Origin of the sequence: Kribbella sp. NPDC056861, assembly GCF_040687575.1 — a bacterium.
Lineage (GTDB): Bacteria > Actinomycetota > Actinomycetes > Propionibacteriales > Kribbellaceae > Kribbella.
The window spans coordinates 1,139,029-1,162,289 of the sequence record NZ_JBFBNQ010000002.1 but is presented as its reverse complement, the minus strand read 5'-3'; the positions used below and the strand labels follow the sequence as shown (position 1 = coordinate 1,162,289).

The 23,261-nt window shown below is 68.6% G+C and carries 22 protein-coding genes; 15 read left to right on the top strand and 7 right to left on the bottom strand.

The features are described 5' to 3' along the window. Window positions 1-38: 38 nt before the first annotated feature. From AB0P21_RS12470 to AB0P21_RS12455, 4 genes are all read left to right on the top strand, one after another. On the top strand, window positions 39-1,304 hold the full coding sequence (locus AB0P21_RS12470) for a hypothetical protein (RefSeq protein ID WP_363696037.1): 1,266 nt from the start codon (window positions 39-41) through the stop codon (window positions 1,302-1,304). Window positions 1,305-1,598: 294 nt separating this feature from the next. Then, entirely contained in the window at window positions 1,599-1,865 is a 267-nt protein-coding gene (locus tag AB0P21_RS12465) for a WhiB family transcriptional regulator (RefSeq protein ID WP_164594311.1), read from the top strand. 181 nt (window positions 1,866-2,046) lie between these two features. Then, window positions 2,047-4,959 (top strand): glycosyltransferase family 2 protein, encoded by a 2,913-nt coding sequence (locus AB0P21_RS12460; RefSeq protein WP_363696035.1) that lies wholly within the window; start codon window positions 2,047-2,049, stop codon window positions 4,957-4,959. Then, complete coding sequence (locus AB0P21_RS12455; protein WP_363696033.1) at window positions 4,956-6,434, top strand: DUF5719 family protein; 1,479 nt, start codon at window positions 4,956-4,958, stop codon at window positions 6,432-6,434. The genes AB0P21_RS12460 and AB0P21_RS12455 overlap by 4 nt, the downstream gene beginning before the upstream one ends. On the opposite strand, the gene AB0P21_RS12450 is transcribed toward AB0P21_RS12455, so the two are convergent. Continuing rightward, window positions 6,435-6,881, bottom strand: coding sequence for a metallopeptidase family protein (locus AB0P21_RS12450; protein ID WP_363696031.1), 447 nt, complete (start codon window positions 6,879-6,881; stop codon window positions 6,435-6,437). A gap of 31 nt (window positions 6,882-6,912) precedes the next feature. On the opposite strand from AB0P21_RS12450, the gene AB0P21_RS12445 reads away from it, so the two are divergent. From AB0P21_RS12445 to AB0P21_RS12410, 8 genes are all read left to right on the top strand, one after another. Then, window positions 6,913-7,314 (top strand): DUF3499 domain-containing protein, encoded by a 402-nt coding sequence (locus AB0P21_RS12445; protein ID WP_363696030.1) that lies wholly within the window; start codon window positions 6,913-6,915, stop codon window positions 7,312-7,314. 81 nt (window positions 7,315-7,395) lie between these two features. Beyond that, a complete protein-coding gene (locus AB0P21_RS12440) occupies window positions 7,396-8,484 on the top strand; it encodes a Gfo/Idh/MocA family oxidoreductase (protein WP_363696028.1) in 1,089 nt (362 codons plus the stop codon). Then, a complete protein-coding gene (locus AB0P21_RS12435) occupies window positions 8,477-9,211 on the top strand; it encodes a ThuA domain-containing protein (RefSeq protein ID WP_363696027.1) in 735 nt (244 codons plus the stop codon). Before AB0P21_RS12440 ends, AB0P21_RS12435 begins: the two co-directional genes overlap by 8 nt. A 37-nt stretch (window positions 9,212-9,248) precedes the next feature. Beyond that, a complete protein-coding gene (locus tag AB0P21_RS12430) occupies window positions 9,249-10,637 on the top strand; it encodes a phosphomannomutase/phosphoglucomutase (RefSeq protein ID WP_363696026.1) in 1,389 nt (462 codons plus the stop codon). Then, window positions 10,637-10,840 carry a Trm112 family protein gene (locus tag AB0P21_RS12425; protein WP_363696025.1) on the top strand — a complete coding sequence of 68 codons (204 nt, stop codon included), beginning with the start codon at window positions 10,637-10,639 and terminating at the stop codon, window positions 10,838-10,840. Before AB0P21_RS12430 ends, AB0P21_RS12425 begins: the two co-directional genes overlap by 1 nt. Continuing rightward, window positions 10,840-11,922 carry a hypothetical protein gene (locus AB0P21_RS12420; protein WP_363696024.1) on the top strand — a complete coding sequence of 361 codons (1,083 nt, stop codon included), beginning with the start codon at window positions 10,840-10,842 and terminating at the stop codon, window positions 11,920-11,922. Before AB0P21_RS12425 ends, AB0P21_RS12420 begins: the two co-directional genes overlap by 1 nt. Beyond that, window positions 11,916-13,082, top strand: coding sequence for a mannose-6-phosphate isomerase, class I (gene manA / locus AB0P21_RS12415; RefSeq protein ID WP_363696023.1), 1,167 nt, complete (start codon window positions 11,916-11,918; stop codon window positions 13,080-13,082). Before AB0P21_RS12420 ends, manA begins: the two co-directional genes overlap by 7 nt. Before the next feature lie 36 nt (window positions 13,083-13,118). Then, window positions 13,119-14,078, top strand: a complete 960-nt coding sequence (locus AB0P21_RS12410; RefSeq protein WP_363696022.1) for a cation diffusion facilitator family transporter — start codon at window positions 13,119-13,121, stop codon at window positions 14,076-14,078. 201 nt (window positions 14,079-14,279) lie between these two features. On the opposite strand, the gene AB0P21_RS12405 is transcribed toward AB0P21_RS12410, so the two are convergent. The 4 genes from AB0P21_RS12405 to AB0P21_RS12390 all read right to left on the bottom strand — a co-directional run bounded on the left by AB0P21_RS12405 (window position 14,280) and on the right by AB0P21_RS12390 (window position 18,003). After that, entirely contained in the window at window positions 14,280-14,942 is a 663-nt protein-coding gene (locus AB0P21_RS12405; protein ID WP_363696021.1) for an ABC transporter ATP-binding protein, read from the bottom strand. A gap of 19 nt (window positions 14,943-14,961) precedes the next feature. Then, window positions 14,962-16,920, bottom strand: coding sequence for a hypothetical protein (locus tag AB0P21_RS12400; protein ID WP_363696020.1), 1,959 nt, complete (start codon window positions 16,918-16,920; stop codon window positions 14,962-14,964). A gap of 156 nt (window positions 16,921-17,076) precedes the next feature. Then, window positions 17,077-17,406: a lactococcin 972 family bacteriocin gene (locus tag AB0P21_RS12395; protein WP_363696018.1), complete on the bottom strand. Its 330-nt coding sequence runs from the start codon at window positions 17,404-17,406 to the stop codon at window positions 17,077-17,079. Between the two features lie 228 nt (window positions 17,407-17,634). Beyond that, window positions 17,635-18,003, bottom strand: a complete 369-nt coding sequence (locus AB0P21_RS12390) for a MerR family transcriptional regulator (RefSeq protein ID WP_363696017.1) — start codon at window positions 18,001-18,003, stop codon at window positions 17,635-17,637. A gap of 120 nt (window positions 18,004-18,123) precedes the next feature. Between AB0P21_RS12390 and ahcY the strand changes: the two genes are divergently transcribed. Then, the gene (ahcY, locus tag AB0P21_RS12385) at window positions 18,124-19,557 is read left to right on the top strand and encodes an adenosylhomocysteinase (RefSeq protein ID WP_363696015.1); all 1,434 of its coding nucleotides are present in this window, start codon (window positions 18,124-18,126) and stop codon (window positions 19,555-19,557) included. A 60-nt stretch (window positions 19,558-19,617) separates the two neighbouring features. On the opposite strand, the gene AB0P21_RS12380 is transcribed toward ahcY, so the two are convergent. Further along, window positions 19,618-20,373, bottom strand: coding sequence for a class I SAM-dependent methyltransferase (locus tag AB0P21_RS12380; protein ID WP_363696014.1), 756 nt, complete (start codon window positions 20,371-20,373; stop codon window positions 19,618-19,620). Between the two features lie 19 nt (window positions 20,374-20,392). Continuing rightward, a complete protein-coding gene (locus AB0P21_RS12375) occupies window positions 20,393-21,385 on the bottom strand; it encodes an RDD family protein (RefSeq protein WP_363696013.1) in 993 nt (330 codons plus the stop codon). 82 nt (window positions 21,386-21,467) lie between these two features. On the opposite strand from AB0P21_RS12375, the gene AB0P21_RS12370 reads away from it, so the two are divergent. After that, on the top strand, window positions 21,468-22,466 hold the full coding sequence (locus AB0P21_RS12370; RefSeq protein ID WP_363696012.1) for a stage II sporulation protein M: 999 nt from the start codon (window positions 21,468-21,470) through the stop codon (window positions 22,464-22,466). Between the two features lie 32 nt (window positions 22,467-22,498). Further along, window positions 22,499-23,260 carry a DUF1206 domain-containing protein gene (locus tag AB0P21_RS12365; protein ID WP_363696011.1) on the top strand — a complete coding sequence of 254 codons (762 nt, stop codon included), beginning with the start codon at window positions 22,499-22,501 and terminating at the stop codon, window positions 23,258-23,260. Window position 23,261 lies beyond the last annotated feature (1 nt).

The following is a 23,261-nucleotide window of genomic DNA, read 5'->3' as shown; positions in this document are numbered from 1 at the left end:
GTCAGTTGAACGGCCCCCAACATTCTCGAGGAGCCCTCGTGGTCACCGACGCAACCAAGAAGCTCAGAGAGCCGGTCGCGTACATATTGCTCGCGTTCACCGGTCTGGTAGCGCTGGCGTTCCTGTTCCGGCTGTTCGTCGGCAGCGCCGGATTCACCAACGCCGCCGGCCTGGTCCAGGCCAGAATCACCCCGCCGGAGATCCAGGCGGTGGTGCTGCTGGTCGCACTGGTGGCTGCGGTCTGGCTGGTCAACGACGCCGGTGAGCGGACGCCGAACGCGCGACTCGTCACGCTGGGCGCGCTGTCGATCACCGGTCTGCTGGTGCTGCTCGGACTGATCGGCGCGTTCGCCGGCTTCAACGAGACCGCCACGGCCGGCGTCAAGATCGTCGCCTTCATCTTCGCGCTCGGCGGCCTGGCGCTGTACGGCGCTGCCGGTCTCTACATCCTGAAGACCTTCCAGGGCCTGCCTGCTCCGGTCCGTGCGCCGAAGGCCGGCCCGCAGGGCCAGTTCGCCGGTCAGCAGGGTCAGTACGGCGGCCCGCAGGGTCAGTACCCGCAGCAGGGCGGCCAGGGCGGTCAGTACGGCCAGCAGGGTGCTCAGCAGGGCCAGTACGGTCAGTACGGCGCCCAGCAGGGTCAGTACGGCCAGACCGAGCAGGGCGGCCAGTACGGCGCGTACGGCGCAGGTGCGGCCGGCGGCGTCGCTGCTGGTGCAGCCGGTGGCTATGTCGCAGCACAAGCACAGGGCGGCGAGCAGCAGTGGCCGCAGGAGCAGAGCTGGAACCAGGGTTCCGGCGAGCAGCAGGCCGCCTGGACCGCCAGCGACGCTGAGGGTCAGCCGCAGGCCGAGGCGCCCGCAGGCCAGTCCGCAGCGCAGCCGGCCGAGCAGGCCTGGTCCGCTGATGGCCAGGGAGCCGAGCCGACGCAGCAGTGGAGCCCTGAAGGTCAGCAGTGGCCGGCTCAGGAGCAGGGCCAGCAGTGGCCGCAGGAGCAGCAGCAGTGGGGCGGTGCCGACTCCGGTCAGCAGTGGGGCGCCGGCCAGGAGCAGTACGGCCAGCCCGCTCAGCAGGAATGGCCCGGACAGGAAGCCGCTCAGCCCGAGCAGCAGGCCTGGCAGCCGGAAGCCCAAGCCTGGCAGGGCGACGCGGCCCCGGCCGCCGAGCAGCCGGCCGAGGCAGCGCCGGAGGCAGTGGACGAAACTCGCGTGGAACCGCCGGTTTCTGAGGCTGCCAAGGACGAAGAAGGACAACAGCAGCAGGGCCAGGGTGGACAGCAGGGCTGGTGGTCTCAGCCTTCCTGACCCGGAAGCAAGAAACTTCGTCAGAGCGTTTGAAACAGCCTGACGGAGTGGGGTAACACCACGAGAGGCCTGTCCACACAGGCCTCTCGTTCTTTTGCAGCCGTGTTGCGGATGATGCCAATAGCAGACCACGGCTTGACTTTCGTGGATTGCAGGAATGTAATTTCAACCGTGTCGTTCGTTGGACACTCGGTATCGGGGACCGCTTTCAGCACAGTGAGCGGTCGAGGTCAGGCATGTGGGACCGCAAGCCCACATGTACAGGGGAACGAACAGGGTCGAGGAGGTCGTACCGTGACAGAAACGCTGCTGGCGATTGTCGACGGTGAGGCGATCGAAGAGGAGCCGAACTGGCAGGAACGGGCGTTGTGCGCCCAGACCGATCCAGAGGCTTTCTTTCCGGAGAAGGGCGGTTCCACCCGGGAGGCCAAGAAGGTCTGCCTCGGGTGTGACGTACGAGGCGAGTGCCTCGAGTACGCGCTGCACAATGACGAACGCTTCGGTATCTGGGGCGGGCTGTCGGAGCGTGAGCGCCGCAAGCTCAAGAAGAAGGCTGTCTGACAGGCAGACTTTCCTGAGCGACTGAAGAGTTCTGACAAGTTCAGACGAACATCGGCGTGAGGCCCCGGGCGGACTTTGTCCACCGGGGCCCGCTGCTGTGTTTGGGGGACCTTCGGGTTCGCGTAAGGTGATGGCTCGCCGTACCAGGTCGTCACTTTCCCCTGAGGTGTCACTGCTCCGCATGGAACCAGAAGCTCCGGCCGGCTGGGAGTTCTTCGACTCAGTCGACTTCCCCACCGACCTCACCAACGACCCGATGGGTCGCGCGCCGATCCGGCACGTCGTCACCGCGGTCGTGGTCGGGCACGAGGGCGCCGCCTGGCTGCCGCGGCTGACCGAGGCGCTGTGGGCGCTGGGCCGCCGTCCCGAGCGGTTGATCGCCGTCGACACCGGCTCCACCGACGACACCGCCGAACTGCTCGCCACGATGCCCGCGGTCGAGCCCGTGGTCAGCCTGTCGGCCCGCACCGGCTTCGGCACCGCCGTCGCCCGCGGCCTGGAGTCGGTCGGCTTCGCGCCGGTGCCGTCCGCGGTCGGCCCGTACGGCGACGACCAGCACATTCCGGTGGTCGAGTGGCTCTGGCTGCTGCACGACGACTGCGCACCCGCCCCGAAGGCGCTGGAGCAGTTGTTGCTGCAGGCGACGATGTCGCCGGACACCGCGGTCTGGGGACCCAAGCTCAGGATGTGGCCGCGGGATCGCGAGCTGCTCGAGGTCGGCGTCACCACCTCTCTCGGCGGCCGCCGCGACACCGGGATCGAGACCGGCGAGCTCGACCAGGGCCAGCACGACCAGCCGCGCAACGTGCTCGCGGTCAGCTCGGCCGGCATGCTCGTCCGTCGGGACGCCTGGGAATCGCTGCGCGGCTTCGACCCGCGGCTGCCGATGTTCCGCGACGACATCGACTTCGGCTGGCGGGCCAGCCGGGCCGGCTTCAAGGTCGGCGTCGCGCCGGACGCGGTCATCTACCACGCCGAGGCCGCCGCGACCGGCGAGCGGGCGCTGGCCGGCACCCGCCGGCACGCGTACCAACTCGACCGGGCGCACGCCTACTACACCGTCCTGGCGAACGCGCCGGGCAAGCTGCTGCCGCTGCTGATCCTCAGGTTCCTGCTCGGCACCTTCGTCCGCTCGGTCTGGTTCATCATCGGCAAGACGCCGTCCGGCGCGGTCGACGAGTGGACCGCGCTGCTCGGCACCCTGCTGGCCGGTGGCTGGACCCAGGCCCGCAAGGACCGGCGCCGGCTCGACCAGGTCCCGTACGACGAGATCAAGCCGCTCTTCTCCCGGTCGGTGCACGCGCTGCGCCACAACCTGGAAGAGACCGGCAGCACGATCACCGAGCGCCTCCGCGAGGCCTGGGCGGACGAGCCCGAGGAGCAGGTCGTCACGACCGCTCGCCGGGCCAAGTCCACCGCCCGGGTCGCGGTCGACCAACCGCGCTGGCGTCGGCAGCTGATCCGCCGGCCGTTCCTGGTGACCTGGGTCTTCCTGGCGCTCGGCATGTTCGTGGCCGCGCGCAGCCTGATCGGCAGCGGCGTACTGCGCTCCGACCTGTTGCTGCCGCCGCACCAGAGCCTCGGTTCGCTGTGGCATGCGGCTGCGGCCGCGCCGTCCGGAGTGACGCCGCCGGCTTGGCTCGCACAGTTCTGGGCGCTCTCGACGGTGACCTTCGGTCCGTCGGGCGCGACCAACGTGATCCTGCTCGGCGCGATTCCCCTTGCTGCATTGGCCGCTTGGGCCCTGCTGCGTGCCTTCGTCGTCGACCGGGTCGCCCGGGCCTGGGGCGCAGCGGCGTACGGGTTGGCGGTTTTCACCAACGGCGCGGTCACGCAGGGACGGATCGGGACGGTGGTGGCGGCGATCGCCCTGCCTCTGCTCGGCGCTGCCGTGCACACGGTCGCCCGACGGCGGCGAGTGATCATCCAGGGCAGTTGGCGAGCGGCCTGGTTCGCCGGGATCTGTCTCGCGGTGCTGATCGCGTTCACCCCGGCCCTCGGCCTACTGGTCGGCATTACCTTGGTCGTGGCCGCGCCACTGGGTCTCGGCTGGCGTCGGCAGGGCCGGCAACTGGTCTTCTCGGTAGTCCTCGGCTTCGTGCTGGTGCTGCCGTGGACGATCGAGTTGGTGTTGCACCCGTCCAAGTTCGGGCAGGAAGCCGGCGGCCCACCGACCGCGGCCATCGGTCCGGGCGACAGCCTTCCGCACCTGCTGACCGGTACGCCGATCGGCGGGCCGGTCCCATGGTGGTTCGCAGTACCGCTGATTCTGGTGGCGCTGCTCAGCCTGCTGCGCGAGACGCGGCAGCGGTACGAGTTGATCGGGTGGTTCGCCGCGCTGGCCGGGTTGGCGGGCACCTTGATCGCCAGCCGCCTCGGTGGTGGCAGCGGTCCGCTGATGTTCCTGATGACAGCCGGCTGGATTGTCGCGATCACCGTCGCGTGGGACTCGGTCGGCAAGTCGCGTGACGTGATCGTGCAGGCCGTGCTCGGTCTGGTGCTGGTATCGACCTTCATCACGGCCGGCTTCTGGCTGGTGCGGGGTGACGACGGACCGTTGCGCCGTGGACCTGAGCAGGACCTCCCGGCGTACCTGATGTCATCGCAGGGGCCGCCGCAGAACGCGTCGATCCTGGTGGTGCGCAAGGACGCGACGACCGCGATGCGGTTCGCGCTGGTGCACGACGGCGGCCCGCGGATGGGGTCGCTGGAAGCGGCGCCGAAGGCGGCGCAGACCAAGCCGATCACCGACATCCTGTCCGCCATCGGCGGCGGGGGCACCGGTGAAGAGGGCCGTGAACTGGCGTCGCTCGCGATCGACTACGTCTACCTGCCGGCCCCGGTCGACCCGACCCTGACGGCCACGCTCGACTCGCTGCCCGGCCTGACCAGGGCCAGCGCGGCCGACCAGGACGCCTCCTGGCTGGTCGACCGGACGAAGATCGAGGGCAAGGCGCCGTTGCAGGACGACGTGCGCAGTATCTGGCGGGTGCTCGGCATCATCGCCTGGATCATCGCGCTGATCTCCTGCCTGCCGACCGCCCGCCGCACGGTCGCAGTACCGCGTGGCACCCATGCAAGGAGAGCCTCGTGAGCGGGCTGTTGTCGGACGCGCGGATCAGACTCGCGGCCTGTGTGCTCGCCCTGGCGATCGCCGGCGGGCTGGGTGTCGTGACGCAGGCCAAGAAGCCCGTCACCCGGCCCGAGGGTGGCGGCGCCCAGACCCGTACGGTCGTGAACCGTACTGCGCTGGGCTGCCCGGTGACCGGTCCCGGAGGCAAGGTGCAGAGCGTGGTCGACGCAGTCTCGCCGGCACTGCCCGCGGACACCCCGGTCGCCACCGGTGACGGGACGCCGCTGGCGATCGCGCCGCTGCCGGCCACCTCCGACCCGGTCGGTTCGGTGCTGGTCCGTGGCCGGATCGCTTCGACGGCGAAGAACAGCAAGCCGGAGCCGCTCTCGATCCAGGGCGTCGGACCGCTCGCGGCCGGGACGGTCGGGACCAGTACGACGACCTCGGCCGAAGGCGTGAACGCCGGGATGGCGAGCGTGCCGTGCCAGCTGCCCGGGTCGGACTTCTGGTTCGTCGGCGCGAGTGGCGCGACCGGTCGGCGGGACGTCCTGGTGCTGACCAACCTCGACTCGATCAACGCCGAGGTGAACGTCTCGGTCTACTCGGCCAACGGCGCCCTAGATCTGCCCAGCGCGCGCGGCATCGTCGTACCGGCGCGGGGGACGTCCGAGGTCTACCTCAACGTCATCGCCCCGCGGACCCGCGATATCGCGCTGCACGTCGAGTCGACCGGTGGACGGGTCTCGCCCTCGCTGCGCGACAACGTGGTGAACGGCAGTACGCCCGGCGGCGTCGACTGGATCAACCCGTCCGCCCCGCCGGCCAACTCGCTGGTCGTGCCTGGCGTCGCACCGGGCAAGGGCACCCGGATTCTCACGCTGGCCAATCCCAGTGACCTGCAGGCGACGGCGACGCTGACGGTCAACGGGCCGAACGGTCCGTTCAAGCCGGCCAACTTGTCGACCCTGCAGATCCCGGCGGGCACAGTGAAGTCGATCCGGCTCGACACCGTGCTGCTGGGCGACGCGGCCGCGGTGACCATCAGCTCGGACCAGCCGCTGACCGCCTCGACGCGGAACATCGACGCGAGCGGCAAGGACTTCGCGGTGATCGGATCGGCCGAGGCGCTGACCGGTCCGGCGTACCTGGTGCTGCCGGCTCACACCCAGCCGGCGCAGCTGCAGTTCACGGCGCCGAGCAAGACGGCGAGCGTGAAGTTCGAGTTGCTGGATGTGAACGGCAAGAGCATCAGCGCCCGGGCGCTCGACGTGGTCAACGGCGCGACCACGACGGTGAGCTTCAAGGCGCAGCCGCGGGCGACCTACCTGATGGTCGAGCAGGTCAAGGGCTCGGTGGTCGCGGCGGTGACATTGATGCCGCCCGCCAAGCTCGGTGAGGACGAGGTGCCGATGGTGGCCGCCTGGCCGCTGACCACGTCGCTGGTGTTCCGGGCTCAGCTCGGCGCGCAACCCGACGTACGGGCCGCGTTGAAGTAGTCAGTCGTCGTCGGTGTCGAAGTCGGGGTCGATCTGCTCCGGGGACAGCGCCAGCACGTCGGCCAGTTCGAGCACCAGGGCGGACCGGACCAGCCAGGCCAGGCTGGTGCCGGAGCGTTCGGCCCGCAGCTCGATCGGGCGGCGGAAGACGACGATCCGGTAGGGCTCGTGCGAGGTGCCGCCGGTGGAGTGGGTGAGCGGGATCTCGCCGGCGTGCACGTCCAGGTTCGGCACGTCCTCGATCGCGAACTCGACCCGGGCGACGACCTGCGGCAACCGCTTCTCCAGCCGGGTCACCTCGATCGCGACCACCTCGTCGAACTGGGCCGCGGCGGCCCGTTGCAGGGGCAGTCCGCGCGGGGCGAAGCTGCTCGGCCGACTGATCGGTCCGAGCATGCCGCGCCCATGGCGGTCGATGTGCCGTCGATGACGGCGAGCCTCGGTCACACGATCAGCCTAGTGGGGGTAGCGTCTGGACGTGAGCATCGCCAGGATCTGTTCGCGCGCCGCCTGCCATCGGCCGGCCGTGTCGACGCTCACCTACGTCTACGCGGACTCGACCTGTGTGCTGGGCCCGCTCGCGACGTACGCCGAGCCGCACTGTTACGACCTCTGCGCCGACCACGCCGACCGGCTGACCGCGCCGAACGGCTGGGAAGTGATCCGGCTCGCTCCGGACCCCGCTGCCTCCGGCCCCTCGGACGACGACCTCGAAGCGCTGGCGAACGCAGTACGCGATGCTGCCCGGCCGTTGCCACCGCAGACCCGTGAGCAGACACCGGCGCCAGGCGCACCGGTCGAGGTGATCCGCCGCGGCCACCTGCGCATGCTCCAGGACCCGGGATCAACCGCCGCGGACGGCACCACCGACCAACCCTGATCCTGTTTCTGCGTGTTCGAATGTGTTTCGTCACGTGGGATGAGGTTGACCGGTCAGTCAGGTACTGACAAGACTCGTCGTGTGAACGATCAAAAACTACGGGTCGGAGTGGTTGGTCTCGGCTTCGCCGGGCGAACCGCGCTGGAAGCGTTCTCTGAGTTGCCCGACGTCGAGGTAGTGGCGCTCGCGGGGCTCGAGACGGACATCCTGAAGAGTCTCGGCGCCACCCATCAGGTGCCCAATCTCTTCGAGAAATGGGAGGACCTGCTCACCCTCGACGGCCTGGACGCCGTCAGCATCGGTACGCCGACGCAGCTGCACGCGCCGATCGCGCTGGCGGCGCTGGAGCGCGGTCTGCACGTGCTCTGCGAGAAGCCGCTGGCCCGGACGGTGGCCGAGGGCGCCGCGATGGTCGAGGCCTCGAAGAAGGCCGGCCGGGTGCTCAAGGTGGTCTTCAACCACCGCGAGCGCGGCGACGTCGCCACCCTGAAGCACCAGATCGACGAGGGGCTGCTCGGCCGGATCTACTACGCCAAGGCGCACTGGATGCGCCGCAACGGGATCCCCGGGATGGGCGGCTGGTTCACCAACAGCGAGCTGTCCGGCGGCGGCCCGCTGATCGACCTCGGCGTGCACATCCTCGACATGGCGCTCTACCTGCTGAACGAGCCGACGGTGACCACGGTCAGCGCGAACACCTTCGCCGAGCTCGGCCCGCGCGGCCGGGGCAGTGTCAGCAGCGTGATCCGGCCGACCGTCGACACCCTCGGCGCGAAGTTCGAGGTGGAGGACCTGGCGACGGCGTACCTGCGGCTGGAGGGCGGCGGCGCGCTGCAGCTGGAGACCAGCTGGGCGACGTACCGGGCGCCAGGCGACAACTTCGGGATCGAGCTGTTCGGGACCGAGGGCGGCGCCAAGATCGACGTCCAGGACTACACCAACACCGACACGCTGAAGATCTTCACCGACGTCGGCGGCATCCCCGCCGAGGTCCGGCCGGCTACTGGCCCGGGGCTCGGTCACCGTGCGGTGGTCAGCGAGTTCGTCGCGATCGTGCTCAGCGGCGACTGGGCCGCTCACAACGGCTCGGAGGCGCTGGCGCGCACCCAGGTCATCGATGCCGCCTACGCCTCGGCGAAGGCCGGACGAGAGGTAGTGCTGAATGGTTAACGTCACCGTCTGGGGCGAGAACGTCCACGAGCAGGACGACGCCGCGGTCCAGAAGATCTACCCCGACACGATGCACGAGACGATCGCCGCCGGCCTGCGCTCCTCGCTGGGCGAGGACGTCAAGGTCCGTACTGCGTGGCTGCAGCAGCCCGAGCACGGGCTGACCGACGAGGTGCTGGCCGACACCGACGTGCTCACCTGGTGGGGGCACCGCGCGCACGGCGACGTGGACGACGCCGTGGTCGACCGGGTGCAGGAAGCCGTGCTGTCCGGGATGGGCCTGATCGCGCTGCACTCGGCGCATTTCTCGAAGATCTTCAAGCGGCTGATGGGCACCACCTGCTCCCTCGACTGGCGCTCGGAGAACGACCGCGAGCTGCTCTGGACGGTCGCGGCCGGGCACCCGATCGCGGCCGGCGTGCCGCATCCGCTGGTGATCCCGCAGGAGGAGATGTACGGCGAGCTGTTCGACGTACCGCAGCCGGACGAGCTGGTCTTCGTCAGCTCGTTCTCCGGCGGTGAGGTGTTCCGGTCGGGCTGCTGCTACCGCCGTGGCCAGGGCCGGGTCTTCTACTTCCGGCCGGGCGACCAGGAGTACCCGACGTACCACCAGCCCGAGATCCAGCACATCCTCGCCAACGCGGTCCGCTGGGCGGCCCCGGTGGTCGAGCGCAAGCTGCCCGACGTGCACCACCGGGCAACACCCGGGTGGTTCGAAACAGCCTGAAACACAGGTACGAGGTCGGGCCAGATAAGGTCCACGCATGGTTGACGTAGCTGCGATCTTCAAGGCGTACGACGTCCGCGGGGTCGTCCCGGACGAGCTGGACGAGGCGGTGGCCCGGGCGACCGGGGCGGCGTTCGTCGAGGTGCTGGACGTTCTCGCCGGTCCCGGAGCCGTGGTGATCGGCTACGACATGCGTCCGTCGAGCCCTGGGCTGGCCGCCGCCTTCGCGGAGGGGGTGACCAGCACCGGGGCCGATGTGATCGACATCGGGCTGGCCTCCACCGACCAGCTGTACTTCGCCTCCGGGCGGTTGCAGCTGCCCGGTGCGATGTTCACCGCGAGCCACAACCCGGCGCAGTACAACGGGATCAAGATGTGCCGCGCGGGCGCCTCGCCGGTCGGCGCGGAGTCCGGGCTGCGCGATATCGCCGACCTGGTCGCCAAGACGCTGATCGACGGGCTGTCGCCGGTCGCCGTACCGGGGCACGTGAAGCACAAGGACCTGCTGACGGCGTACGCGGACCACCTGAACGACCTGGTCGACCTGACCGGCATCCGGCCGCTGAAGGTCGTCGTCGACGCCGGCAACGGGATGGGCGGGCACACCGTGCCGGCCGTCTTCGCCACCGGCCCGGTCGAGATCCTGCCGCTGTACTTCGAGCTGGACGGCAACTTCCCGAACCACGAGGCCAACCCGCTCGACCCGAAGAACCTGGTCGACCTGCAGGCCAGGGTGCGCGAGACCGGCGCCGACCTGGGGCTGGCCTTCGACGGCGACGCCGACCGCTGCTTCGTGGTGGACGAGAAGGGCGACGCCATCTCGCCGAGCGCGATCACCGGCGCGGTCGCCGTCCGGGAGCTGGCCAAGCACCCCGGGTCGACCATCCTGCACAACCTGATCACCTCCAAGGCGGTGCCGGAGCTGGTCGCCGAGCACGGCGGCGTGCCGGTGCGGACCCGGGTCGGGCACTCCAACATCAAGCAGAAGATGGCCGAGACCGACGCGGTCTTCGGCGGCGAGCACTCGGCGCACTACTACTTCCGGGACTTCTGGCGGGCCGACACCGGCATGCTCGCGGCACTGCACGTGCTCGCGGCGCTCGGTGAGCAGGACAAGCCGGCCTCGGAGCTGTTCTCGATCTACGAGCGGTACGTCGCCTCCGGTGAGCTCAACAGCCGGGTCGACGACGCCGCCGCCACGGTCGCGGCGATCGAGGACACCTACGGCGACCGGGAGGGCATTACCGTTGACCACCTGGACGGTCTGACGATCGACGCAGGAGACTGGTGGTTCAACGTGCGCACGTCGAACACCGAGCCGCTGCTGCGGCTTAACGTCGAGGCCGGGGACGCCGCCACCATGGAGCGTGTTCGCGACGAAGTACTGGCCCTGATCACCGGTGCGCCGGTGGAGGAGAAGAAATAATGCCTGTGAACCTGGACCCCGACCTGCTGAGCATCCTGGTCTGTCCGAAGTGCCGGTCGGAGTTCCGCGTGGACGACGAGGCCAGTGAGCTGGTCTGCACCAACGCGACCTGCGCGCTGGCCTACCCGGTCCGCGACGACATCCCGGTGCTGCTGATCGACGAGGCGCGCGAGACCAAGGATGCCGAGGCTTCCGACAACTGATGAGTGCCTTCGACGATTCGCGGCTGGACGACCCGGCCGCCCTCGAGGCTTCCGACCACCTGCTCCGCCGGCTCGCCGGTGCCGGCGCGCGCGTGCGGGCCGAGCTGGAAGCCTCCGAGGACTCGCTGTCCCAGCTCTCCACCGACGGCTTCCGGCCGCGCGCGATCGTCGCGGCCGGCCGGGACGCGCGACTGGTCCGGGCCGTGCTGGAGCCGGTCTGCCCGGTCCCGTTCGTGGCGTGGCCCGGTCCGGGTCTGCCGGGGTGGACCAGCCCGCTCGACCTCGTGGTCGTCCTGGGCGGCTCCGACGACGACCCGGGCGCGGTGTCTGCCGCATCCGAGGCCGTACGACGTGGCGCGGGTCTCCTGGTCGCCGCACCGCCGGACTCCCCGGTAGCGCAGGCCTCTGCCGGTTCCCGGCACGCAGTACGGCTGCCGTCGCAGTCGGATGACCAGCTGGCTGCCGCTGTCGCAGTACTGCAGGGGTTGCACCAGATGGACCTCGGACCCGCTGTGGACGCCAAGGCGGTCGCGGAGATGCTCGACGAGGTGGCGATCGAGTGCTCGCCCAACCTCGACCTGGCGTCGAACCCGGCCAAGGACCTGGCGCTCATGCTGGCCGACGCGCTGCCGCTGGTCTGGGGTGGGTCTGTACTGGCCGCTCGTGCCGCGCGACGTGTTGTGGAGGCTGTGCGGCTCGCTACCGGCCGTCCGGCTCTTGCAGCCGACTGTGGACACCTGCTGCCGGTGCTGGCGAGCCAGCCGCCGCGGGATGTCTTTGCCGACCCCTTCGACCAGGCAGAGGAGCTCCGGCCCGGTCTGGTCATCCTGGACGACGGTGTCGAGGACGCAGGCGTTGCCGAGCACCGTCGCCAGCTGATGGACAAGGCGGAGCGTCACGACGTACGGGTGCACGTGGTGACCCAGGCGAACGGGACCGACGTCGCCCGGTACGCCGCACTGACGCAGCACGGCCGGTACGCCGCGGCGTACCTGGGCATTGGTCTGGGCCGCTACGGCACCCCGAGGGACGACCAGGCTCCGAGCGGTGCAGGCAACCCGGCGGAGGACCCGGCGTGGTAGTTCGGCTCCAGAACACCATCCGCGACTACGCCTGGGGTTCGCGGACCGCGATCCCCGAGCTGATCGGGGTGGAACCGGATGGCCGGCCGCAGGCCGAGGTGTGGATGGGCGCGCACGAGTCGGCGCCCTCCCTGCTGCCGTCGGGGGAGTCGTTGTTCGCTTTGGTGTCCGCGGACGCCGTCGGTGTGCTGGGGGAGGAGACCGCCGCTGCTTTCGACGGGCGGTTTCCCTTCCTGGCAAAGATCCTGGCCGCCGAGCAGCCGTTGTCGATCCAGGCGCACCCCTCGCGGGAGCAGGCCGTGGACGGCTTCGCGCGGGACGAGGCGGCCGGGATTCCGCGGGACGCCGGCGATCGCAACTACAAGGACGCCTGGCCGAAGCCGGAGATCCTGATCGCGCTCGGGCCTTTCGACGCGTTGGTCGGCTTCCGGCCGATTGCATCGTCGGTCGCGCTGCTCCAGACGCTGGGAGTGCTGGACGAACTGCGCGAGCTGCTGCTCGACGGCAAGCTGCAAGAGGCGTTCACGTCGTTCATGAGCACCGACCGGGATGCCATTCGTCCGTTGGTCGCGGCGCTCGGCGAGGCCTGCCGTGCGTACGAGGGTGCAGAGTTCGCGTTGGAGACCGAGACGCTGGCCCGACTGTGCGACGAGTTCCCGGACGACCCGGGGGTGCTGGCCGCGTTGCTGCTCAACCGGGTGCGGTTGGAGCGCTTCGACGCGGTCTACCTGCCGGCCGGGAACGTTCACGCTTATCTGCACGGCACGGGCTTCGAGGTGATGGCGAACTCGGACAACGTGTTGCGTGGTGGGCTGACGCGCAAGCACGTCGACGTACCGGAGCTGGTGTCGGTGGTTGACTTCGAACCGCTGGAGTCGCCGCTGCTCGCCGGGACCGCGGTGGCACCGGGCGTGACGGAGTACGAGACGGGCTGTGAGTACTTCGCCGTACGGCGGATCGACCTGGCCGGTACTCCGGTCGAGGTGGCCGCCGGAGGTCCGCGGATCGTCGCGTGTGTGGACGGATCGGCCACGGTCGGTGCCGGGGGCACCGATGAGGTGGTGGAGTTGTCCGCTGGGCAGTCCGCGTTTCTTCGTGGACCCGAAGGACCCTGTACTCTGCGTGGTTCCGGCACGGCGTTCGTCGTGTCCGCTCGCTGATCCCCTTGTCTTGAGAGCCCCCGGAGGACAACGAACATGGCTGGTGGCGGTAACAAAGCCGTCGTCGCGGCACTACTGGCTAACACCGGTATCGCGGTCACGAAATTCGCCGCCTGGGGGCTGACCTCGTCGGCCTCCATGCTGGCCGAGGCGATCCACTCCCTGGCCGACGCGGGCAACCAGGTGCTGCTGCTGGTCGGCGCCAAGCGGGCCAAGCGGGAGGCCGACGAGCTGCACCAGTTCGGCTTCGGCCGGGAGCGCTACGTCTACTCGTTCATCGTCGCGATCGTGCTGTTCAGCGTCGGTGGGTTGTTCGCGCTGTACGAGGGCTACCACAAGGTGCACGAGCCGCACGCGATCGAGCACTGGAAGTGGGTGCCGGTCGCCGTCCTGCTGGCCGCGATCGTGATGGAGTCGCTGTCGTTCCGGACCGCGATCGTCGAGGCGAACAAGATCCGCGGCAACACGTCGTGGACCCGCTTCATCCGCAACGCCCGCTCACCCGAGCTGCCGGTGATCCTGCTCGAGGACTTCGCCGCGCTGACCGGCCTGGTGCTGGCGCTGATCGGCGTCGTGCTGACCCTTGCCACCGGCAACGGAGTCTTCGACGGCCTCGGCTCGATGGCGATCGGCGCGCTGCTGGTGGTGGTCGCGATCTTCCTGGCGATCGAGATGAAGTCGCTGCTGCTCGGCGAGTCGGCCACCCGCGAGGCGCAGCAGAAGATCGTCGCCGCGATCGAGAACACCCCCGGCGTCCAGCGCCTGATCCACATCCGCACCCTGCACCTGGGTCCGGAAGAGGTCCTGGTGGCGGCCAAGCTCGGTGTCCCGACGGATGCCGACGCGGCAACCATCGCGGAGACCATCAATGCTGCCGAGCGCGCAATTCGCGAGGCGGAGCCGATGTCGCAGCACGTTTACCTCGAGCCGGATATTTATGCCGAGGGTTACAACCGAGAAGAACGCCCCGCCGTTCCCGAGGCGCCTTCCCACTAACAACTTTTGTATTTGGAAAGCCCCAGCCACCAGCACACGCTGCAGGTGGCTGGGGCTTTCCGGCTCCTACCGCTTACTGCGTGGAGGCCCGCGGAGTCCGCTATTGCTCGGCTGTCGGTGCTGGCTTGGCGTAGCACTCCGCAGTAAGCGGTGGAGCCGGCGGCGGGGACCCGCGCCGGTGGGTGCTGGTGGTTGGGGTTACTAAATGTTGTTGGTGACCAGTTCGGGGCGGACCAGGGAGTGGCGGGTGTCGCAGGCGGCCATCATTTCGTCGTCGTGGGTGGCGACGATGACGGTGCAGCCGCGGCCGGCCAGGGCGCGGAACAGGGAGATCACCCGGGTCCGGTTCGCTTCGTCCAGAGAAGCCGTGGGCTCGTCGACGAAGACTGCTTTGGCGTTCTTGTAGATGGCGCGGGCGATGGACAGGCGTTGTTTCTCGCCGCCGCTGAGGTGGGAGGACAGTTCGTTGTTGCGGCCGGTCAGGCCGGTCAGGTCGAGGGCCTCGTTGAGCGCGGTCTGGTTGCCGAGGACGCGGGAGCCGAAGATGCTCGACTTCATCACCACGTTGAAGGCGACCGACTCCTCCTCCATCACGCCGTAGTCCTGCAGGACGAAGGCGCCGGAGTCCTTCCAGAAGCGGCGGCGTTGGCCGGCCTTCCAGTCGGTGGTGTCGACGCCGTCGACCAGCACCCGGCCAGAGGTCGGCTGCTGGAGCAGGCCGAGGCAGTGCAGCAGGGTCGTCTTGCCGCAGCCGCTGGGCCCGACCAGCGCGGTCATCGTGCCGGGCTCGAACACGAGGGACGCCTGGTGGACGATCGGGCGGCCGTCGATGACGACGGAGACGGCTTCGGCTTCTATCTTCATGATCGCGTTTTCTTCCCGTCTACAGTCTGCGTCGGCTGACGTTCTCGAAGGTCCAGCGGGTGGCCAGCAGGTGCGTCACCGGCGCGGCGAGCAGTCCGACCAGCGCGGCGGCGGCGACCAGCAGGGCTCCGTCGCCGCGGCGGAAGCCGATGATCATCACGGCCAGGCCGAGGCCGACGCACCACTCGATGATCACCCGGTCGGCCAGGATCTCCCGCCATTCCTGGCCGGCCAGGCGCAAGGGGAAGTCGCGTTTGGCGCGCAGTACGGCGGTGATGAAGGCGGCGATCAGCGACGAGACCACCAGTGCGACGATCAGCGCGATCAGCGAAACGCCTTGCAGCCAAGCGAAGTACGCCGTGAACTGCGCCAGCAGGACGCCTTCCTCGGCCGCGTACTTCACCTGTGTCTTGTACTGCAGCCCGTGCTCGATCAGCAGCGCCTGGGTTTGCCCGAGGCCGGTGAAGACCAGGTTGCGGGTGGACGCCGCGGAGGCGAGGAAGTCGTCGTTGAAGGTGGCGTGCAGCTGCGGCGCGACCATCACGATCGCGTCCTTGGGGAAGATCAGTTCCCCGCTGCCACCGCCGGCCAACGGCACCTTGCCTGCTTGGGAGAAGTGGTAGAAGGAGATCTTGCTCAGCGCCGCGGCGCCGGTCGACTTGTCCCTGGTCCACAGGTCCAGGTTCGGCCCGACGAACTCCTTGACCCCGGCCGGAAGCTGATCGGCCGGCAGCGCCGACAACCCGGGCAGGTCACCGGACGCGCCCTTGTTCATCAGCCGTAACCAGCCTGGACTGACCAGCGCCAACGTGTCGTACTTGCCGAGGTCGACGCCTTCCAGCGCCTCGTCCTCCCAGGTGTACGACAGCGCGACCGCGTCCTTCTTCTCCGCGTCGCCGACCACATCGCCGACCTGCTTCATGATCTGCTGGAAACCCTCTTCGCCCAGCGCCGCCGGGACCGACACCACGACCTGGTCGGCCAGTGCCTTCCAGCGGGCTTGTTGCTCGGCCGATCCACGAGCAGTGGTGTACGCGGTGAAGGCGGGCGCGACGGCGGCCAGTACCAGCACGAAGGTCAGTCCTTTGAGGACCAGTGACACCTTGCCCAGCGACTTGACCGCTGGTTCGCGCCTGGCCAGCATCGCCGGGCCTGGCCAGGACGCGGCTGACATGCCGACCGCGAAGGCCATCGTCAGCGCGATCACGATCACGTCGAACGTGACCAAGATTCCGAGGTACTTCGGGACGAAATCCCAGCCTTGCGCGACCCCTGTCCACGCCAATGCGAGGACATCGACCACGACCGCGCCGGTCAGGATCGCGACCAGGAATCCGGCCAGGTCCTCGTACTGGATCCGCCAGGTCGAGACACCGGCCAGTGCGCGCAGGGCCCGGCCGCGGGCCTTGACCGACAGCCAGTACAAGACCAGCGACACCATCAGCGCGGTCGCGGCCAGCAGGCTGGTGGCGAAACTGCCTTGTTTGACGACCAGCCGCAGCGTCCCGCCGAGATTGTTGTCGTTCCATTTGGTGATTACCCGGTGCCCGGTCAGCCAGGTTTTGAAGGCCGGGAGTCCGTTGGTGGAGCCGGTGACAAGGTATTCGCCGGAGGCGTAGGAGTGCTCGAGTGCTTCTTTGCCGCGGACGGTGGCGTCCTGGTCGTTGCCGAACCGGCGGACCCGCTCGGGCAGGTCGCCTTCGGTGCCGACCTTCACGAACACCTGGCCGGTCTGGTCGCCGCTGAGATCCGGCGCGACCTTGACCAGGCCGAGGTGCAGGCTGTCGCTCAGTACGCCGAGCTCGCGGATCGCCTGGGTCTCGTCCATCCCGGTGCTGGAGAAGTCGAGGTTGACGATCGACTTCGTCGACAGTTCCTGGGGATACGACCGGTCGTGCATGGTCGCGACCAGCGTGACGGCCACCGCCAGCAGCGCGAACAGCAGCGCCGACACCGCGACGGCGATTTTCCTGTGCACCGGCTTGTCTCCAGGCGATCAAATCAGGGGTGGGCGGGACGGATGCCCCGTGGTGGCCGCTCATCTTCGCACGCAGCGCTACCCGACGCGACTCTGCGCACATGCCACCGGCCCGGCCGTTGGGGGCCGACCGGGCCGGTTGCGCTCAGCGGTTTATCAGCAGGTGCGGTAGTAGTAAGCGTCGTCCGCGCCCGGGGTGTTGATGGCGGACTTCTCCGCGATCGACTTCTGGTTCGACGCGGTGTTGATGCTGCGGACCAGGTCGCCGTTCAGCTTGACCGACGAGCCGTGGCAGCCGCTCACGGTGTAGTACGAACGCACCTTCACGTTCTCGAAGCCGTACTTCCAGGTGCCGCCCTCGGCGGGCTTGCGGGTCTCGATGCCCACGTGCAGCCAGGCGTTGGCCGACGGCAGCGCGACGCCGACGCCAGCGAAACCGAGTCCCGCCATCAGCGCGACGGCCATTCCCTTACGTGCCTTGTTCATTCGTTTTCCCTTTCCTAGAAAACGGGGCGGAAAGGGGTGCTGCGAACCAGAAATTCATCCGGAAAAAAAACTCGGCTCCGCAACCCCCTCGTGACGGAAAAGATACGAGACCTACACAATACGAAGCAATCCCGCAGGGTCACGAAAAGGTAACGAGTGGAATTAGTTGCAGGAACCTGCAATGAATATGACAGAAATTGTTAATGGTGTAATCGTGGTCGTTTTTATTCAGCGTGGACGGTTGTGCGGCGGCGGCAGGGTGCCGGACCGGCCGAGCCAGCGCAGGGCGCGTTCGCGATCGATCTCGGCCGGGCTCGGCGGCGAGGTCAGCCGGCCGGTGCGGTAACCGAGGTCGCGGATGTCGGCGGCGACCGACGGCTCGGCCAGGGCTTTCAGGGCGAAGGCGAGCGCGGCCGGCGTCACGTCGTACCGGCGTTCCAGTTCGAGGGCGAGCTTGACCGCGGCCAGGTCGCGGCCGTCGTACTGGCGCTGGGTGGTGCGGGTGGCGCGGGAACTGGGCAGCAGCCCGAGCGCCTCCCGGTAGCGGAGCATGCGGGGGGTGGTGCCCAGGCTCTTGGCCGCCTCGGTGATGCGCATGACGCCAATCCTGACATTTCAGTGTCAAAAACGCCGACCCGGCGGCCCGTCACCCGGCCCCGGACCTCTAGGCTCGAACTCGGCAGCAAGTAACCACGTCCCCAGGGGAGCGGTAACGGTATGACCTTCGACTACAAGGTGGCAGACCTCGGCCTGGCCGAGTTCGGGCGCAAGGAGATCCGGCTCGCCGAGCACGAGATGCCGGGTCTGATGGCGATGCGCGCGCAGTACGGCGAGAGCAAGCCGCTGGCCGGCGCCCGGATCATGGGCTCGCTGCACATGACCATCCAGACCGCGGTGCTGATCGAGACGCTGACGGCGCTCGGCGCCGAGGTGCGCTGGGTCTCCTGCAACATCTTCTCCACCCAGGACCACGCGGCCGCCGCGGTCGTCGTCGGCCCGGACGGTACTGCCGACGCCCCGCAGGGTGTCCCGGTCTTCGCCTGGAAGGGCGAGACGCTGGAGGAGTACTGGTGGTGCACCGAGCAGGCGCTGAACTGGCCCGGTGAAGGACCGAACATGATCCTGGACGACGGTGGCGACGCCACCATGCTCGTCCACAAGGGCACCGAGTTCGAGAAGGCCGGCGTCGTTCCGGACCCGTCCACCGCGGAGTCGGAGGAGTACGCCGTCGTCCTGTCGGTGCTGACCCGGACCCTGCAGGAGGACCCGCAGCGCTGGACCACCATCGGCCAGGGCATCAAGGGTGTCACCGAGGAGACCACCACCGGCGTGCACCGGCTGTACGAGATGCACAAGGCCGGCGCGCTGCTGTTCCCGGCGATCAACGTCAACGACTCGGTCACCAAGTCGAAGTTCGACAACAAGTACGGCTGCCGGCACTCGCTGATCGACGGCATCAACCGGGCCACCGACGTGCTGATCGGCGGCAAGGTCGCGTTGGTCGCGGGCTACGGCGACGTCGGCAAGGGCTGCGCGGAGTCGCTGCGCGGCCAGGGTGCCCGGGTGATCGTCACCGAGATCGACCCGATCTGCGCGCTGCAGGCGGCGATGGACGGCTACCAGGTCACCACGATCGAGGACGTCGTCGGGATCGTCGACATCTTCGTCACCACCACCGGCAACAAGGACGTCATCACCGCCGACCACATGGCGGCGATGAAGCACCAGGCCATCGTCGGCAACATCGGTCACTTCGACAACGAGATCGACATGGCCGGGCTCTACAAGACGGCCGGTATCGAGCGGGTCAACATCAAGCCGCAGGTCGACGAGTTCCGCTTCCCGGACGGTCACACCATCATCGTGCTGTCCGAGGGCCGGCTGCTGAACCTCGGCAACGCGACCGGGCACCCGTCGTTCGTGATGTCGAACTCGTTCACCAACCAGGTGCTGGCGCAGATCGAGCTGTTCGCGAAGACCGCGGAGTACCCGACCGACGTCTACGTGCTGCCCAAGCACCTGGACGAGATGGTCGCCAAGCTGCACCTCGGCGCGCTCGGGGTCAAGCTGACCGAGCTGTCCAAGGAGCAGGCGGAGTACCTCGGGATTCCGGTCGAGGGTCCGTACAAGTCGGACGCTTACCGCTACTGAGTTCGAGCCGAAGGGCGTCGTACCGGGAGGTCTCCGGTACGGCGCCCTTCGGCGTTCCGGTCAGCGGATGGCGGCGAAGAGGTGCTTGTCGGCGACCTGGCCCAGTACGGCGACCTCGGCGAAACCGGCCTTGCGGTACGACTGGATCGTGTCGGTCAGGGTGATGTCGCGGCCCTTCCAGCGATCCGCGAACCGGGCTTCCCGCTCGGCCAGCAGTTCGGCGAAGGCGGGCTCCGCGGCGGCCGCGTCCCACCAGGTCTGCCAGTCCTCGACGCCGCTGGCGTGCGAGCCGGCCCAGATCTCGTCGCGCAGCTCGACGGCGAGCGCGTCCAGCCGCGGTACCTCGTCGGGGCCGAGCCGCATGGTGTCGGCGTTGAGGAACACGCCGCCCGGGCGGATCCGGCGGCCGAGGGTCTGCGCGACGGCGTCGAGGTCGGCCGGGTCGAGCCAGTGCAGTGCGGTGGCCGAGCAGACGGCGTCGATCTGACAGTCACCCATTACTGCGTCCCAGCCTGGTGTCCGCAGGTTGGCCTCGGCGAAGCGGACCTGGTCGGAGGCGGTGGTCTGCCGGGCGATCTCCAGCAGGAACGGGTCGAGGTCGAGGCCGATGATCTCGGCCTGGGGGAAGCGCCGGGTGGCGCGGGCGGAGATCGAGCCGGGGCCGCAGGCCAGGTCTACGAACCGCTTCGGCTGGTCGACGAGGCGGTGGACGACGTCCAGCATGAGCTGGAACTGGTCCTCGCGGTCGGGGAGGTAGCCGGCCTGCTGGGTGTCCCAGCGGGTCAGCCAGGTGGTCCAATCCGGTTGATGCGACATGGTCGCAAGAGTAGTCGGGTTAGGTCCACTGATCTGGTTCGCTGCCGGGGGCGTGCCAGCCTTCGGCGTTGATCTTGGTGGGCTGGGGTGTGGGGGGCGGGGAGTGTGGTGGGTAGGGCTGGAGGTTCGGCGGCCTGACGTGGCTGTCGGGTGCGGGTTGCAGGCCGTAGGGGCTGGGTGGGGCGAAGGGGCCGGCTGGTACGGCGTACGGGTTCACCGGGGGACCGAAAGGGCCTGTGGTTGTTGCGTAGGTGGCTCTGGCGGTGGCTAGGCGGGAGAGCTCACGGCGGCGGCGTTCGGCCAGTACTGCGGACAGGAACGCGGGGGCGATGATCGTCACCGGGGGTGCGGGAGCTACCACCTGGCCGACTCGGTAGGCCAGGGCGTCACCGAGGGAGATCCGGGCGACTGGCTCTAGCTCCATGTACCGCGCGAGGTACTCGCGGGAGGTGTTCGCCAGCTCGTCTGTCAGGCGCGACAGCTCCAGCGACTGCGCCCACTGGACCAGATGACCAGGAACGAACAGCGGCGGCGACGCCATCGGCTGGTGCCGCTCGCGGATCACCACCGTGCCTGCGACCATGTCGCCGATCCGCTTGCCCTGCTTGTTCATCAGGCTCGCCACGATCCCCGGGCTGGCCGCGAACCAGGGCGCGAAGTCGACGAACAACCACAGCAGCGCCCGGACCAGCGCGTGCCGGAACCTGATCGAGCTGCCGTCGTCGCGGACCACCTTGAGGCCGAGCATCATCTTGCCGAGCGTCTTGCCCCGGGTCAGCGTCTCCATCACGACCTTGTAGCCGACCAGCACCAGCAGCACGGTGATGAACACCAGCGCGATCCCGAGGGCCTGGCTCGCCTCGGTCAGCAGGAAGCCGAGCAGCGCGCCGAGCAGCACGGTCAGCACGATCACCTGGATGACGAAGTCGATCGCGCAGGCCAGCGCCCGGGTCGGCATCCGCGCGATCCGCACCTCGAGGACCACCGCTTCCCCCGTGACCAGCTGAGACACCGCAGCCCTCCCTACCCGTAAACCGACACCCCGGACAGCTAGTGTGACGCAGCAAAGAGCCAGTAGAGCTTAGGGAGGGCTGATGGACGTAGAAGCGTTCGTGTCCGTGCATCAGCCGCAGTGGGATCGGCTGGCCGCTCTGACTCGTCGGCAGCGCCGGCTGACCGGTGCCGAGGCCGATGAGCTCGTGTCGCTCTACCAGCGCGTCGGTACACACCTGTCGGCGCTGAGGGCCAGTGGCGCCGACCCTGTCACCATCGGACGGCTATCAGGCCTCATCGCCGACGCGAGAGGCGCAGTGACCGGTGCGCAGGCTCCTGTCTGGCGGGACATCTCCCGGTACTTCCTGGTGAGCTTTCCTGCCGCTCTGTACGCGTCACGCCGCTGGTGGCTCACCGTCGGTCTGTTGTTCTACCTGGTGGCCACCTGGATGGCCTGGCGGATCATCGCGCACCCAGAGGTGCTCGACTCGGTCAGTACGCCGTCGCAGATCCAGGAGCTCGTCGACAAGGACTTCGCCAGCTACTACTCGGAGAACCCGGCCCAGGACTTCGCCCTGCGGGTCTGGATCAACAACGCGACCATCTCGGCCGCGGTACTGGCGATCGGGGTGCTGCTGGTCCCGGTGGTGTTCGTGCTGTGGAACGAGTCGACGCGCCTGGGCGAGATGGCCGGGATCATGATCAGCTACGACCGGGCCGATGTGTTCTTCGGCCTGATCACGCCGCACGGTCTGCTCGAGCTGACCGCGGTGTTCGTCGCGGCGGCGGCCGGGCTGCGGCTCGGCTGGTCCTGGATCGCGCCCGGGCCGCGAACCAGGATGCAGGCGCTGGCCCAGACCGGCCGGGCCACCGTCGGGATGGCGATCGGCCTCGGCGCGATCCTGCTGGTCACCGGTCTGATCGAAGCGTTCGTCACCCCGTCGCCGTTCCCGACCGCGGTCCGGGTCGGCATCGGCGTACTCGCGGAGCTCGGATTTTTTGTCTATGTGTGGACGCTCGGTCGCAGAGCGTACAAGTCCGGCGAGTACGGCGACGTCGAGGAAGCCGACCGCGAGGCCAGTGCGCCAATCAGTGCCTGAGGCCCCGTTTTCCCGTGGGTACGTGGATTTGTATGACCACCGCCCAAAGAGCACAGAACAGCCGTTTGTACTCCGTCGCGATCACCGTCGGCCTGATCGCGTACGGCGTTGTCCACCTGTTGATCGCCTGGATCGCCCTGCAACTCGCGTGGGGGAAGTCGTCCGAGCAGGCTGACCAGCAAGGCGCCCTGCAGGAACTGGCCAGCAAGCCCTTCGGCACCGCGTTGCTGTGGGTGGTCGCGATCGGGCTGCTCGCGCTGGTGGTCTGGAAGGTGCTGGAGCTCGTCTACGGCCACCTCGACACCGAGAAGAAGGTCTCGTCGGCCGGCCGCGGCGTCGTCTACCTCGCGCTGTCGATCAGCGCCGCCAGGATGGCGATGGGCTCCGGCGGCGGCAACCAGCAGAAGGGTATGACCGCCAAGCTGATGGAGTCCGGCCCCGGCCGGATCCTGGTCGTGGTGATCGGCCTGGTCATCATCGGCGTCGGCATCCGCCAGCTGTACAAGGCCTACACCAAGAAGTTCACCGAGGACCTGACCGGCGGCGTCTCCGAGTCGACCATCATGCTCGGCCGGGTCGGCTACGCCGCCAAGGGCGTCGCCTTCGTGATCGTCGGTGTCCTGTTCGCGGTGGCCGCCATCAACTACGACCCGGAGAAGGCCGGTGGCCTCGACACCGCGCTGCGCACGTTGAAGGACCAGCCCTTCGGCTCGGTGCTGCTCACCCTGATGGCGCTGGGCATCGCCTGCTTCGGCGCCTACTGCTTCGTCTGGTCGCGCAACGCCAAGAAGTAGG